We start from the raw sequence: 14,141 nt of genomic DNA, 5'->3' as shown, positions 1-14,141 counted from the left end.
CGCGATCCCTGAGCCTGTCGAAGGCTCCCTTCGACAGGCTCCCTTCGACAAGCTCAGGGAACGGCGCGTTCTACCTGCGCGGCTTGAGGTACAGCGCGGCCAGGGGAGGCAGGGTCAGCTCGACAGACGCCGGGCGTCCCGACCAGGGCACGTCCTCCGCCTCGACCGATCCGAAGTTGCCGACGCCAGAGCCGCCGTACTCCACGGCGTCGGTGTTGATCAGCTCGTCCCAGGTGCCCGCGAACGGCAGCCCCACCCGGTACGGGCCGACCGGCGCGCCCGAGAAGTTCATGAGAACAGCGATCGGGTTGCCCTCGTCGTCCCAGCGCAGGAACGATACGAGGTTCTGGTTCGACGAGCCGCCGTCGATGAACTCGAAGCCCGACGCGTCGTGGTCGCGCTGCCAGAGCGCGGGGTTGTCGGCGTAGACCCGGTTGAGCTGTGCCACGAGCCCCAGCAGGGCGCGGTGCACAGGCTGGTCGAGGATCCACCAGTCGAGTCCGCGCTCCTCCGACCACTCCGAGGGCTGGCCGAACTCCTGGCCCATGAACAGCAGCTGCTTGCCGGGGTGAGCCCACATGAAGGCGAGGTAGGCGCGCAGGTTCGCGAGCTTCTGCCAGTGGTCGCCGGGCATCTTGTGCAGCAGCGAGCCCTTGCCGTGCACGACCTCGTCGTGGCTGATCGGAAGGATGAAGTTCTCGCTGAAGGCGTAGACGAACGAGAACGTGATCTCGCCGTGGTGGTAGGAGCGGTACAGCGGATCGGTCTCCATGTACTGCAGGGAGTCGTGCATCCAGCCCATGTTCCATTTGAGCCCGAAGCCGAGCCCGCCCTGGTTCGTGGCGTGGGTGACGCCCGGCCAGCTGGTGGACTCCTCGGCGATCATGATGATGCCGGGATACAGCTTGTAGGCCGTCGCCGTCGCCTCCTGCAGAAAGCTGATGGCCTCGAGGTTCTCGCGCCCGCCGTACTGGTTGGGCAGCCACTCGCCCTCCTTGCGGGAGTAGTCGAGATAGAGCATGCTCGCCACGGCGTCGACCCTCAGGCCGTCGACGTGGAACTGCTCGAGCCAGTAGAGAGCGTTCGCAACGAGGAAGTTGCGCACCTGCGAGTCGCCGAAGTTGAATACGAGGGTGCCCCAGTCGGGCTGCTCGCCCCGACGCGGGTCCGGATGCTCGTACAGCGGCTGCCCATCGAAGTTGGCCAGCGCGAACTCGTCTTTCGGGAAGTGTCCGGGAACCCAGTCGACGAGCACTCCGATGCCGGCCTGGTGCAGGCGGTCGATGAGATAGCGCAGGTCGTCGGGGTGGCCGAACCGCGAGGTGGGCGCGTAATACGACGTGACCTGGTAGCCCCACGAGCCGCCGAAGGGGTGCTCCGCGAGGGGCATGAACTCCACGTGCGTGAAGCCGAGTTCCTTCATGTAGTCGATCAGCTGGTCGGCGAGCTCGCGATAGGAGAGCCCGGGGCGCCAGGATCCGACATGCATCTCGTAGACGCTCATGGGACCGGAGTGCGGATCGCTCGACGCGCGCCGCGACATCCATTCGTCGTCGCCCCACGCGTGGGCCGACTGGCCGATGACCGACGCGGTGAGAGGCGGGATCTCGGTGTAGCGGGCCATCGGGTCTGCGCGCCTCACCCACTCGCCGGACTGCGACAGGATCTCGAACTTGTAGGTGCTGCCGGGCTCGAGGGCGGGTACGAAGAGTTCCCAGACACCCGAGCTGCCGAGACTGCGCAGGGAGTGCTTCAGGCCGTCCCACGAGTTGAAGTCGCCGATCACGCGAACGGCCTGGGCGTGCGGCGCCCAGACGGCGAACGAGGTGCCCGCGACCTGCTCGTCGACGCCGTGCCACGAGCGGTAGTGGGCTCCCAGCACGTCCCACAGGCGCTCGTGCCGGCCTTCGCCGATGAGGTGGATGTCGACGTCGCCGAGGGTGGGGGAGAAGCGATAAGGGTCATCGCTGGCCCAGACCGTGTCGTCGTCGTAGCGCGCCTCGATCGTGTAGTCGCTGAGGCCGGTGAGGGTGTACCCCTGCCAGATGCCTCCGTGCAGGTGGGTGAGCTCGGTTCGTGCGCCGGATGCCAGCACCGCGACCACAGATTTGGCGAGGGGCCGCAGGGTGCGGATGACGGTGACGCCGTCGGCGCCCGCGCCCTCGATGGGGTGCTGTCCGAGCACGCTGTGCGGGTCGTAGTACGAACCGGCCGCGACCTTGTCGAGAATGTCGCCGGCCACGTCGGGAATGGAGAGCACACCGGCTCCGTCGAGAGTGGACATCAGTGAGCCGCCTTGTCTGCACCGCTCGGGTGCGTTTCGGGCCAGGTCCCATCGACCGGCTCCACGTGAAGAATGTGCACAGGCTCGGTGAACGCGTCGAGCCGAACGAAGTTGTGGCTCACGCCCCAGATCCAGGATGCCCCGGTGATGAGGTCGGTGACCCGGAACTGCTCCACACCCGGCAGGCCGAATTTCGAGACATCGAAGTGTACGCTGGTCTCGCGCACCGAGTGAGGATCGACGTTGGCGACGACGATGATGGCGTCGGGTTCGCCGGTACTGCTGAACTCGGCGGCGATGTACTTCGAGTACACGAGGATCGCGTCGTCGTCGCTCCAGTGCAGCTCGAGGTTGCGCAGCTGCCGCAGAGAGGGGTGCTCGCGCCGGATCTCGTTGAGTCTCGTGATGTACGGCGCGATCGACTGCCCGGTCTGCTCGGCCAGGGCGAAGTCGCGGGGGCGGTACTCGTACTTCTCGTTGTCGAGGTTCTCTTCGGCGCCCGGTCGGGCGACGTTCTCGATCAGCTCGTAGCCGGAGTACATGGCCCACGTGGGCGCGGCCGTCGCGGCGATCGCGGCACGGATCTTGTAGGCCGCCCGCCCGCCGAACTGCAGGTACTGCGTGAGGATGTCGGGCGTGTTGACCCAGAGGTTGGGCCGGAAGAACGCGTCGGTCTCGTGCGCGAGGGAGTGCAGGAACTCCTCGAGCTCCTCCTTCGTGTTGCGCCACGTGAAGTAGGTGTACGACTGCTGGTATCCCACCTTCGCCAGGCCCTGCATGATGGCCGGCCGGGTGAACGCCTCGGCGAGGAAGACGACCTCGGGGAACTCGGCGTTGATCGTGTGGATCACGAACTCCCAGAAGTCGAGCGGCTTGGTGTGCGGGTTGTCGACACGGAAGATGCGCACGCCGAGCTTGATCCAGTAGCGCAGCAGTCGCAGCGTCTCGCGCCGGATGCCCTTCGGATCGTTGTCGAAGTTGATCGGGTAGATGTCCTGATACTTCTTCGGCGGGTTCTCGGCGTAGGCGATCGATCCGTCGGGCAGGGTGGTGAACCACTCGGGATGCTCGGTGACCCACGGGTGGTCGGGGGAGGCCTGGAGGGCGAAGTCGAGCGCGACCTCGAGGCCGGCCTTGGCCGCCTGCTTCAGGAAGTAGCCGAAATCGGCCACGGTTCCGAGGTCGGGGTGGATGGCGTCGTGTCCGCCGGCCGGGCCGCCGATGGCCCAGGGCGACCCGGGGTCGTGCGGACCGGCATCCAGCGAGTTGTTGGGGCCCTTGCGGAACGAGCGGCCGATCGGGTGGATGGGCGGCATGTAGAGCACGTCGAACCCCATGGCCGCCACCTCGGGCAGGCGCTTCGCCGCCGTGCGGAACGTGCCGCTCGTCCAGCTTCCGTCGGCGTTCTTCTTCGCCCCGATCGACCGGGGGAAGAACTCGTACCAGGAGCCCGAGCCGGCGCGCTCGCGCTCGACGGTGATCTCCCGCCACTCGGAGAAGGTCGTGAGGCTCTCGAAGGGTCGCTCCGCGATGGCGTCGAGCACGGCCGGGCTCGTGGCCGCGGCGAGACGCTCGACCGGGTCGATGGAGGAGTCGCCCAGGGTGTTGGCCACCTTGCCGAAGAGCACGCGCTGCGCGTCGGGGCGCGTCGCATCCACCCTGCCCGCCTCGAAGAGCTCGCGGCCGATCGCGAGGGTCACGTCGACGTCGAGGCCTGCGGGCAGCTTGATAGACGCCGTGTGCTGCCAGGTGGCGAAGTCGTCGGAGTAGGCCCGGATGCGGAACCGCCACAGGCCCTCCTCGCCGAGCTGCTCGACGGCGCCGTAGCGGTCGGTGCCAGGCTCGAGGGGCAGGAGCAGTCTTTCGCTGCGCTGACCGGAAGGGCCGGCCACCTCGACCCGTGCTCCGACGGCGTCGTGGCCCTCGCGGAACACGACGGCACCGAAGGGCACGACCTCGCCGGCGAAGGCCTTGGGGAGCCATCGTTGGCCGGGAACGCTGGGGAAGATGTCGAGGATCGGGATGCGCCCGAGTCCGGAGTCGGAGAGGGTCGGCTGCTTGGATGCTTGCGTCTTTGCCACGGTTCGACCGTACCAAGAAAGGCCAAACGTTCGCGGGGGATTATGGAAACGGTTCCCGGTCGTTTATGCGGGCCGAGCGCCGCTGTCCTAGGCTGGGCAACGCCTGGCCCACGGTGTCCACCGCGGGGCGCGAGACGAGTGGCGGTGGCGCGCCGGTGTGGAGTTTTTTCGTGAAGGCGATCAGGAGATTCACCGTCCGTTCCGTGCTGCCCGAGCGTCTCGGTGCCGTCGGTGAGCTGGCATCCAATCTTCGCTGGTCATGGCACGAGCCGACCCGCCAGCTGTTCTCCCGCATCTCGCCCGACGACTGGCAGCAGACCGGATGCGACCCGATCGCCCTGCTCGGCGCCGTCAGCCCCGAGCGGCTCGAGGAGCTGTCGCACGACGAAGGATTCGTCGCCTGGGCGAACAGCCTGCGCGACGACCTCAACCGCTATCTCTCCGAGCCCCGCTGGTACCAGCAGCTCGAGGGCGAGAAGCCGAACAGCATCGCCTACTTCTCCGCAGAGTTCGGCATCGCCGCCGCCCTCCCTCAGTACTCCGGCGGACTCGGCATCCTGGCCGGCGACCACCTGAAGGCCGCGAGCGACCTGGGCGTGCCCCTCACGGGAGTCGGGCTCTTCTATCGTGCCGGCTACTTCAGCCAGGCCATCTCGCGCGACGGCTGGCAGCAGGAGAGCTACCCGGTGCTCGACCCCGACGGTCTGCCGCTCACCGTGCTCAGGCTCGCCGACGGGTCGGCCGCCCACATCGCGCTCGCCCTTCCCGACGGTCGTGCCCTCTTCGCCCGCATCTGGCAGGCCCAGGTCGGTCGTGTGCGCCTGCTGCTTCTCGACACCGACATCCCCGAGAACGCGGAGGACCTGCGCGGCATCACCGACCGCCTCTACGGCGGCGGCGGCGAGCACCGCCTGCTGCAGGAGCTGCTCCTCGGCATCGGCGGCGTGCGGGCGCTCAAGCTGGCGGCCGAGCTTCGGGATGTGCCGGAGCCCGAGGTCTTCCACGCCAACGAGGGGCACGCCGGCTTCCAGGGCCTCGAGCGCATCTCACGCCTCATCGGAGACGGCCTCTCTTTCGACGCCGCGCTGCAGGTCGTGCGCGCCGGTACGGTCTTCACGACGCACACCCCCGTTCCCGCGGGCATCGACCGGTTCGAGCGCACGCTCATCGAGCGGTACTTCGGCGGCGACCTGCTTCCGGGCCTCAGCGTCGACGACATCCTGCACCTGGGAGCCGAGGACTACGAGGGTGGATCGCCCGACGTCTTCAATATGGCCGTCATGGGCCTGCGGCTCGCGCAGCGGGCGAACGGCGTGTCCGAGCTGCACGGCGCCGTGAGCCGCGGCATGTTCCAGGGACTCTGGAAGGGCTTCGACGTCGACGACGTGCCGATCACCTCGGTGACGAACGGCGTGCACGCCGCGACGTGGACGGACCCCCTGCTGCAGGAGCTGGCGAGCTCGAAGCTCGGCACCTCCGACACGACCCACGCCGACTGGAACAGCGCCGACGTCAGCGACAGCGACCTCTGGGCCGTGCGCGGCGACATGCGTCGCCAGCTCGTGCACGACGCGCGCCGCCGTGTGACCGAGGCGTTCGAGCAGCAAAACCCGGGTTCCATCGCTCCGGCCTGGTACCAGACCCTGCTCGATCCCACGGTGCTCACCATCGGGTTCGCCAGGCGGGTGCCGACCTACAAGCGCCTCACGCTGATGCTGCACGACCCCGCGCGGCTCAAGTCGATCCTTCTCAACCCGCAGCGCCCCATCCAGCTGGTCATCGCGGGCAAGTCGCATCCGGCCGACGAGGAGGGCAAGCGGCTCATCCAGAAGCTCGTGCAGTTCGCGTCAGACCCCGAGGTGCGTCACCGTATCGTCTTCCTGCCCAACTACGACATCGGCATGGCGCAGCTGCTCTACCCGGGCACCGACGTGTGGCTGAACAACCCGCTGCGCCCGCTCGAGGCGTGTGGCACATCCGGAATGAAGGCCGCGCTCAACGGCGGACTCAACCTGTCGATCCTCGACGGATGGTGGAACGAGTACTACGACGGCGAGAACGGCTGGGCGATTCCGACAGCAGACGGTGCCAGCACGCCCGAGGAACGCGACGCCATCGAGGCCGGCGCCCTCTACGACCTGATGGAGCACCAGGTCGCGACCCGCTTCTACGAGCGCAACGCCGACGGAATCCCCGAGCGCTGGCTCGCCTCGGTGCGGCACACGCTCTCGACACTGAGCCCCAGCCTCTCGGCCGAGCGCATGGTGCGTGAGTACACCGAGCGCCTCTACACGAAGGCCGCCGCCGCCGAGAGGGTCATGTCGGTCAGAGACCACGAGGCGGCTCGCGAGCTGTCGGCGTTCGCCGAGCGCATGAGAGCGCACTGGCCGAAGGTGCAGGTCGTGCACGTCGAGTCGGGCGGCCTCGACGACACCCCGCAGGTCGGCGACTCGCTGCACCTGCGCGCCCAGGTGCAGCTCGACGGAATCAGCGCCGACGACGTGGCGGTCGAGGTCGTCTACGGGCAGGCCGGATCGGGCGACGAATTACGCGACACAGCCACGTTCTCGTTGTCGCCGTCGGCGTCGGTGGGGGCGGATGCCTCGGGCGTCGTCCTCTTCGAGGGCACCCTTCCCCTGTCGAGGGCCGGAGCGTTCGGCTACACGGTGCGCGTCGTGCCCAAGCACGCGCACTTGGCGTCGGCCGCCGAGCTGGGCCTCATCGCGACCGCGCACTGACGCTGTGCCCCTTCGACAGGATCAGGCAACGGCGACCGCCGCCTGAGCCTGTCGAAGGGTGTCAGTTCGCTCGGAACAGGCGCAGGCTCGAGGGCGACATCTCGATCTGTGTGCCGGGCTCGTAGGTGGGCCCCTCTTCGGGGTTCGGGGCGTCGTCGGCCGAGTTCCAGAGTTCGGTGTACGAGGCCACACCCCGGTGCATGGGCAGGGTCACGGTGACCGGAGCCTCGATGCCGTGGATCACGAGCAGGATGCGGTTGAAGTCCTCGTGCTCGGGCGTGGACGCCGCCATGTACTGCAGCGTGCGGTTCTCCGCCGAGTTCCAGTCGTAGACCGACATCGACGATCCGGTGGCGTCGTACCAGTCCATCTGGCTGGCGCTCGGGGTCGTCTCGCCGAAGATGCCGAACCGGACCGGCCGCAGGGCGGGGTTCTCGCGCCGCAGCTTCAGCAGGTGCTGCGTCGTCTTCCAGTGGTCCTTCTGCCAGCGCCGCCTGTCCCAGCTCAGCCAGGTCAACTCGCTGTCGTGGCAGTAGGCGTTGTTGTTCCCCTTCTGGCTGCGACCGAACTCGTCGCCGGCGGTGATGAGGGGCACACCCGCCGAGAGCAGGAGGGTGCCCATGAGGTTGCGCATGGCCTGGCGCCGAGCGGCCTCGATCGGCCTCGACGAGGTGGGGCCCTCCACCCCGTGGTTGAACGACATGTTGTTGTCGGTGCCGTCGCGGTTCGACTCGCCGTTGCCCACGTTGTGCTTCGTGTCGTAGGCAGTGAGGTCGGCCATCGTGAACCCGTCGTGGGCCGTGATGAAGTTGATCGAGGACAGGGGCCCCCGGTGCTGGGCGAAAGTGTTCGACGAGCCGGCGAGGCGAGTCGCCAGCATGCCCACGCCATCGCCCGGGTCGCCGTGCTCTCGGATCGAGCGGATGTCGCGCAGCCAGAACTTGCGCATGCGGTCGCGGTAGCGGTCGTTCCACTCCGACCAGCCGTCGGGAAAGTTGCCGGTCTGCCATCCGCCCATGCCGACATCCCACGGCTCGGCGATCATCTTCACGTTCGCGAGGGCCGGGTCGGAGACGATGTCGGTGAGAAGCGGATGCTGCGGGTCGTAGTAGTGGTCGGCGTTGCGTCCCAGGGTGGCCGCGAGGTCGAATCGGAATCCGTCGACCTGCACCTCGTTGGCCCAGAACCGCAGGGAGTCGAGGATCATGCGTGAGACGGCCGGGGTGGCGGTGTTGATGCTGTTGCCGCATCCGGTGACGTCGATGTACGTGCCGCCGGCGGTCTGCCGGTAGTAGCTGGCGTTGTCGATGCCGCGGAAGCTCGTGGTCGGACCGCCGGGACCCTCCTCCGCCGTGTGGTTGTAGACCACGTCCATCAGAACCTCGATGCCGGCCTCGTGCAGCAGCTTGACCATGCCCTTGAACTCGCGGAGGTTGGCGCTGGGTCCCTGGGCCTGTGCCGACTTCGAGGCGTAGAGCGCGTGCGGGCTGAAGAACCCGAGCGTGTTGTACCCCCAGTAGTTGCGCAGCCCCTGCTTGATGAGCCGCTGCTCCGACACGAACGACTGCACGGGAAGCAGCTGCACCGCCGTGACGCCGAGGTTCTTCAGGTAGCCGATGGTGGTCTCGTGGGCGAGGCCGGCGTATGTTCCGCGCAGCTCCTCGGGGATGCGGGGATTGAGTTCGGAGAGGCCCTTGAGGTGCGCCTCGTAGATGACCGAGTGGTCGAGCGGGGTGTTCGGCTTCGTGACGCCGGCCCAGTCGAACGACTCGTCGACCACGACGGAGCGCTGCGACCCCGAGCTGAGCCGCTGGATTCCCTTGCCGTACGGGTCGAGCAGCAGCCGGGTGGGGTCGAAGCGGTGGGTCGGCCCCTGGGGGCCCGCGACGCGCAGGGTGTACCTGCGACCGGGAACGAGCTCACGGGTGCGGCCGAACCACACGCCGTGCCGGTCGCGGGTCAGCTCGACGGTCTTGTAGATCCAGTTCGCGTCCTTGTCGTCGAACAGGCACAGCTCCACCCTCTCGGCGTGCTCCGACCAGACCCGGATCTCGCCTCCGTGGGCCGTGAGGCGAACGCCCAAGTTGGCGAGGGGATCGGCGACAGTCATGCGTCTTAGAGTAGTGATTGTCAGGTTTCCAACAGATCACGGAAAGAGTCGTCGTGCCCGTCTACCTCGACCATGCGGCCACCACGCCGATGCTCCCCGATGCGCGAGACGCGTACATCGAGGCGCTCGGGGTCGTCGGCAACCCCGCGTCGATCCACAGCCAGGGTCAGCAGGCGAAACGCATGCTCGAGGAGGCCCGCGAACTCGTCGCGGCGAGCGTGTCCGCCGAGCCCGTCGAGGTCGTCTTCACCTCGGGCGGCACAGAGGCGGTGAACCTCGGCATCAAGGGTCTTTTCTGGAAACGGCAGGAGGCGCGTCCCCGCCCTCGCATCCTCGTTCCCGGCGGCGAGCACCACGCCACCATCGACGCGGTCGAGTGGCTTGCGGCCCACGACGGGGCCGAGATCGACTGGCTGCCGATCGACGAACTCGGCCGGTTGCATCCGCAGACCCTGCGCGAGGCGATCGAACGCGATCCCGAATCGGTGGCCCTCGTCTCGGTCCTCTGGGCGAACAACGAGGTCGGCACGATCCAGCCGGTCGCCGAGCTCAGCGCCGTCGCTGCCGAGTTCGGCGTTCCCACCCACGTCGACGCCGTATCGGCGTTCGGGTACCTGCCGCTCGACTTCCACGCGTCGGGCGCCGCCGCCCTGAGCATCTCGGCACACAAGATCGGCGGTCCGGTCGGCGTGGGCGCGCTCCTGCTCTCGCGCTCCGCCGAGATCGTGCCCCTCTTCCACGGCGGCAGCCAGCAGCGTGGCCGCAGCGGAACGCAGGACGTCGCCGGCGCCGTAGCGTTCGGGGTCGCGGCTCGCCGCGCATCCGACGAGGTGCACGGCCACGCGGCCGCGCTCGCCGTCTTGCGCGACCGGCTCGTCGAGAAGGTTCGGCTGGCGGTTCCCGATGCGGTGCTGCGGGGCGATCCGGATGCGGCGGGCCGGCTTCCCGGCAACGCCCACTTCACCTTCCCCGGCTGCGAGGGCGACTCGCTCCTCTTCCTGCTCGACGTGGCGGGGCTGTCGGTCTCCACGGGATCCGCGTGCCAGGCCGGCGTCCCCGAGGCGTCGCACGTGCTCACGGCCATGGGCCTCAGCGAGGCCGACGCGCGCGGAGCGCTGCGCATGACGCTGGGGCACGGAACGACCGAGGCCGACGTCGACGCGCTCGTGGCGGCCTTGCCCACGGCCTTCGCGCACGCATCCAAGGCGGGTCTCAGCGACCGCCTCGTGCCGCTGGGCCACGCGCGCTGAGCGCCCCTACAGGTTGACGGTGGCCACGATCGCGAGGTGATCGCTGCCACCGGCGGGGACGACCGTGTTCGACGTGACGTCGAGTCCGCGCTGCAGGAAGTGGTCGAGCCTGGCCAGGGGGAACGGCGTCGCCGGCCATGTGAAGCCGAACAACCCGTCGCTCTGGTTGGGCTCGTCGAGCTGCGACAGGATCGGCTTGAACGCCCTGTCGGTCGAGGCTGCATTGAAGTCGCCCACGGCGATCACGCGATCGTTCTCATCGTTCGGCAGGACGTCGGCCAGGTTCTTCAGCATCTCGTCGCGATCGGCGTGGTCGCCGATGCGGGCCGACGCGGCGTGGATGACGTAGATGCTGACGAGGCCCTCGGGAGTCTCCAGGTCGGCGGCGAGGGCGCGCTGCCAGCCGAGTCCGAGGTCCCACGGCTGGGCGTTCAGGATCGGGTAGCTGCTCCAGAGGCCGACCGTGCCCACCTGGTAGGAGTATTCGTAGGTGGCGTCGAGCACCGACGAGACCTCGGCGCTCGAGGAGGCGTCCATCTCCTGGATGGCCACGACCTGGGCGCCGGTGGCCACGAGGTCCGCCGCCGAGGCCGCCCCCGTTCCCGAACTCGCCTCGATGTTCTGGCTGGCGACGGTGAGCGTGTTCGCGCTCGCGGCCGGTGCGGTCCACTTCAGAGGAACGATCGCCGCTCCGAAGACGAGGCCCCAGGCGGCGATCGGCACGAGCACAGCGACCCACGGCCGGCCGCGCCGGGCGAATACGGCGAGCACGATCAGCACGGGAATGAACACTCCCAGCCACGGCGCGGCGGAGTCGACCAGCAGCCCGAGGCCGCCCACGTCGGGAACCCAGTTGTGCAGCACGATGAGAGCCGCGAGAAGCAGGGAGGAGGCCACGACGACGGCGTTCAGCGCGCGTCGACCTGCAGGCGGCCGACGCTTCCGTGAGGGTGACGCCCGGGGCGTCTCGGCCAGGAGAGACATCGCGCTCCAGTGTGCACGAGCTGGCTGGACGAACGCCCAGCCGCGCCGATGAACAGCGCGTGACGACGATGACGTGACACGCCGAGGGATGCAGTTATTTTGAGTTATTCAAAACAAGCCCCTAGGGTTGACGTATGACGACAGAGCGAACGGATGCGACGGCGCTGGCCGACAGCATCCGTCACGCAGGCCTGCGGGTCACCGAGCCCCGGGTCGCCGTCCTCGGCGTGCTCGAGAACGAGTCCCACATCGAGGCCGAGCGGGTGTTCCGCGCGGTGCTGCCGCTGGTGCCCGGCACGAGCGTGCAGGCCGTGCACGGAATCCTGGCCGCGTTCACCCAGGCCGGCCTCGTGCGACGCATCGAGCCCGCGCATTCGCCCGCGCTGTACGAACGCCGTGTGGGCGACAACCACCACCACGTCGTGTGCACCGGATGCGGAGCGGTCGAAGACGTCGACTGCACCGTCGGCCACAGCCCATGCCTGACCCCGTCGTCATCCGGCGGATTCCAGATCCAGACCGCAGAGGTCACCTTCTGGGGTCTCTGTCCTGCCTGCCAGGCAGCCGTGCCAGCCTAGATCTCGTACATCCTCCCGACCGCCCGATTCACAAGGAGAACAATGTCCACCGATGCCTTCACCACCACCAACTCCGGCGCCCCGGTCGCCAGCGATGAGCATTCGCAGACCGTAGGAACCGACGGCCCGATCACGCTGCACGACCACTACCTGGTCGAGAAGCTCGCCCAGTTCAACCGTGAGAAGGTGCCGGAGCGCATCGTGCACGCCAAGGGCGGCGGCGCGTTCGGAACCTTCGTCACCACCCACGACGTCTCCGCCTACACGCGCGCCAGTCTCTTCCAGCCCGGCGCATCCGTCGACATGCTCGCGCGCTTCTCGACCGTCGCGGGGGAGCAGGGCAGCCCCGACACCTGGCGCGACCCGCGCGGCTTCGCCCTGAAGTTCTACACCGACGAGGGCAACTACGACCTCGTCGGCAACAACACGCCCGTCTTCTTCATCCGTGACGGCATCAAGTTCCCCGACTTCATCCACTCGCAGAAGCGCCTGCCGGGCACCCACCTGCGCGACCACGACATGCAGTGGGACTTCTGGACGCTGTCGCCCGAGACCGCCCACCAGGTGACCTGGCTCATGGGAGACCGTGGTCTGCCGGCCTCGTGGCGGCACATGGACGGCTTCGGATCGCACACCTACCAGTGGATCAACGCCGCCGGCGAGCGGTTCTGGGTCAAGTACCACTTCAAGACCCACCAGGGCATCGAGATCCTGAGCCAGACCGACGCGGACCGCATCGCCGGAGAGGACGCCGACTTCCACATCCGCGACCTGTCCGAGGCGATCAAGCGCGGCGACTACCCGAGCTGGACTTTGAGCGTGCAGATCATGCCCTATGCCGACGCGGCGACGTACCGCTTCAACCCGTTCGACCTCACGAAGGTCTGGCCGCACGCCGACTACCCGCTGCACGAGGTCGGAACCATGACGCTGACGCGCAACCCCGAGAACTACTTCGCGCAGATCGAGCAGGCCACGTTCGCGCCGTCGAACTTCGTTCCCGGAATCGCGGCCAGCCCCGACAAGATGCTGCTCGCCCGCATCTTCAGCTACGCCGACGCGCACCGCTACCGCGTGGGAACCAACCACGCGGAGCTGCCGGTGAACGCGCCGACCGCGCCACTGCACAGCTACTCGAAGGACGGGGCGATGCGCCACGGCTTCACGTCTCCCGAGACGCCGGTCTACGCGCCGAACTCGCACGGAGGCCCGCACGCGGACCCCGCGCGGGCGGGTGCCGACGCGGGCTGGGAGTCCGACGGCGAGCTCGTGCGCGCTGCGGCCGCTCTGCACGCCGACGACGACGACTTCGGCCAGGCCGGCGCGCTGGTGCGCGAGGTTCTGGATGACGCGGCTCGCGACCGGCTCGTCGCGAACATCGCGGGTCACGTCTCGAAGGTGACCGACGCCGGCCTCCGCCAGCGCGTGTACCAGTACTGGACGAACGTCGATGCGACCCTCGGCGCCCGCGTGGCCGCAGCGGTCGAGCCCAGCGCCCCCGGCTCGAACGAGCAGCCCGAGGTCGTGGGCATCGGCGCCTAGCGCACCTGTTCCCCGGGCCCGCACCTCTGCGGGCCCGGGGAATGATGCGCAAGCCCGTTCTGTTGTACAGACCGTGCGGGTAGCGTTTCGCCCACCGCACGACCATCAACCGACAATCTTCACGAGGAGGCCCCTTTTGCCTACCGTTACCGTCACCGCCGAATCGCTCGACAAGACCATCACCGACAACGAGATCGTCCTTCTCGACTTCTGGGCCGACTGGTGCGGGCCGTGCAAGCAGTTCGCGCCCGTCTTCGAGAAGTCCAGCGAAGACAACACCGACGTGGTCTACGGAAAGATCGACACCGAAGACCAGCAGCAGCTCGCCGCCGCCGCGCAGATCACCTCGATCCCCACCCTGATGGCGTTCAAGAACGGCGTGCCCGTGTTCCGTCAGGCCGGGTCGCTTCCGGCGCCCGCCCTCGCCGACCTCGTCGCGCAGCTCAAGGCGCTCGACGTCGAGGCCGCGATGAAGGCTCAGGCCGAAGCAGACGCCGCAGAGTCCGCTCCTTCTGCGCCGGTCGAGTAGGCCGCCTGCGGCCGTATCGAGGCCTTCCGGCCGCGGTGTCGCACC

The 14,141-nt window shown here is 68.3% G+C and carries 9 protein-coding genes; 5 read left to right on the top strand and 4 right to left on the bottom strand.

Annotated features, from left to right (window positions below):
- Positions 1-70: 70 nt before the first annotated feature.
- Together glgB and QCD70_RS08500 are read right to left on the bottom strand one after the other, a co-directional pair.
- The gene (gene glgB, locus QCD70_RS08505) at positions 71-2,284 is read right to left on the bottom strand and encodes a 1,4-alpha-glucan branching protein GlgB (RefSeq protein WP_301215061.1); all 2,214 of its coding nucleotides are present in this window, start codon (positions 2,282-2,284) and stop codon (positions 71-73) included.
- Positions 2,284-4,365, bottom strand: a complete 2,082-nt coding sequence (locus QCD70_RS08500) for a maltotransferase domain-containing protein (RefSeq protein ID WP_441004929.1) — start codon at positions 4,363-4,365, stop codon at positions 2,284-2,286. The genes glgB and QCD70_RS08500 overlap by 1 nt, the downstream gene beginning before the upstream one ends.
- A gap of 170 nt (positions 4,366-4,535) precedes the next feature.
- Here QCD70_RS08500 and glgP point away from each other — a divergent pair, with 170 nt between their 5' ends.
- Positions 4,536-7,103 carry an alpha-glucan family phosphorylase gene (gene glgP / locus QCD70_RS08495; protein ID WP_301215059.1) on the top strand — a complete coding sequence of 856 codons (2,568 nt, stop codon included), beginning with the start codon at positions 4,536-4,538 and terminating at the stop codon, positions 7,101-7,103.
- Positions 7,104-7,164: 61 nt separating this feature from the next.
- Here glgP and glgX read toward each other — a convergent pair whose 3' ends face one another.
- The gene (gene glgX, locus QCD70_RS08490; RefSeq protein ID WP_301215057.1) at positions 7,165-9,213 is read right to left on the bottom strand and encodes a glycogen debranching protein GlgX; all 2,049 of its coding nucleotides are present in this window, start codon (positions 9,211-9,213) and stop codon (positions 7,165-7,167) included.
- Positions 9,214-9,266: 53 nt separating this feature from the next.
- Between glgX and QCD70_RS08485 the strand changes: the two genes are divergently transcribed.
- A complete protein-coding gene (locus tag QCD70_RS08485) occupies positions 9,267-10,463 on the top strand; it encodes a cysteine desulfurase family protein (RefSeq protein WP_301215055.1) in 1,197 nt (398 codons plus the stop codon).
- A gap of 6 nt (positions 10,464-10,469) precedes the next feature.
- Here QCD70_RS08485 and QCD70_RS08480 read toward each other — a convergent pair whose 3' ends face one another.
- Entirely contained in the window at positions 10,470-11,447 is a 978-nt protein-coding gene (locus tag QCD70_RS08480) for an endonuclease/exonuclease/phosphatase family protein (protein ID WP_301215053.1), read from the bottom strand.
- A gap of 134 nt (positions 11,448-11,581) precedes the next feature.
- Here QCD70_RS08480 and QCD70_RS08475 point away from each other — a divergent pair, with 134 nt between their 5' ends.
- From QCD70_RS08475 to trxA, 3 genes are all read left to right on the top strand, one after another.
- Entirely contained in the window at positions 11,582-12,025 is a 444-nt protein-coding gene (locus QCD70_RS08475; RefSeq protein WP_301215051.1) for a Fur family transcriptional regulator, read from the top strand.
- Between the two features lie 42 nt (positions 12,026-12,067).
- A complete protein-coding gene (locus QCD70_RS08470; protein ID WP_301215048.1) occupies positions 12,068-13,567 on the top strand; it encodes a catalase in 1,500 nt (499 codons plus the stop codon).
- Between the two features lie 136 nt (positions 13,568-13,703).
- On the top strand, positions 13,704-14,096 hold the full coding sequence (gene trxA, locus QCD70_RS08465; RefSeq protein ID WP_301215046.1) for a thioredoxin: 393 nt from the start codon (positions 13,704-13,706) through the stop codon (positions 14,094-14,096).
- The last annotated feature ends 45 nt before the right edge of the window (positions 14,097-14,141 follow it).

Source organism: Agreia sp. PsM10 (assembly GCF_030433855.1).
Lineage (GTDB): Bacteria > Actinomycetota > Actinomycetes > Actinomycetales > Microbacteriaceae > Agreia.
Note: the sequence above shows the minus strand (reverse complement) of the source record. Positions and strands in the feature narration are given on the sequence as shown.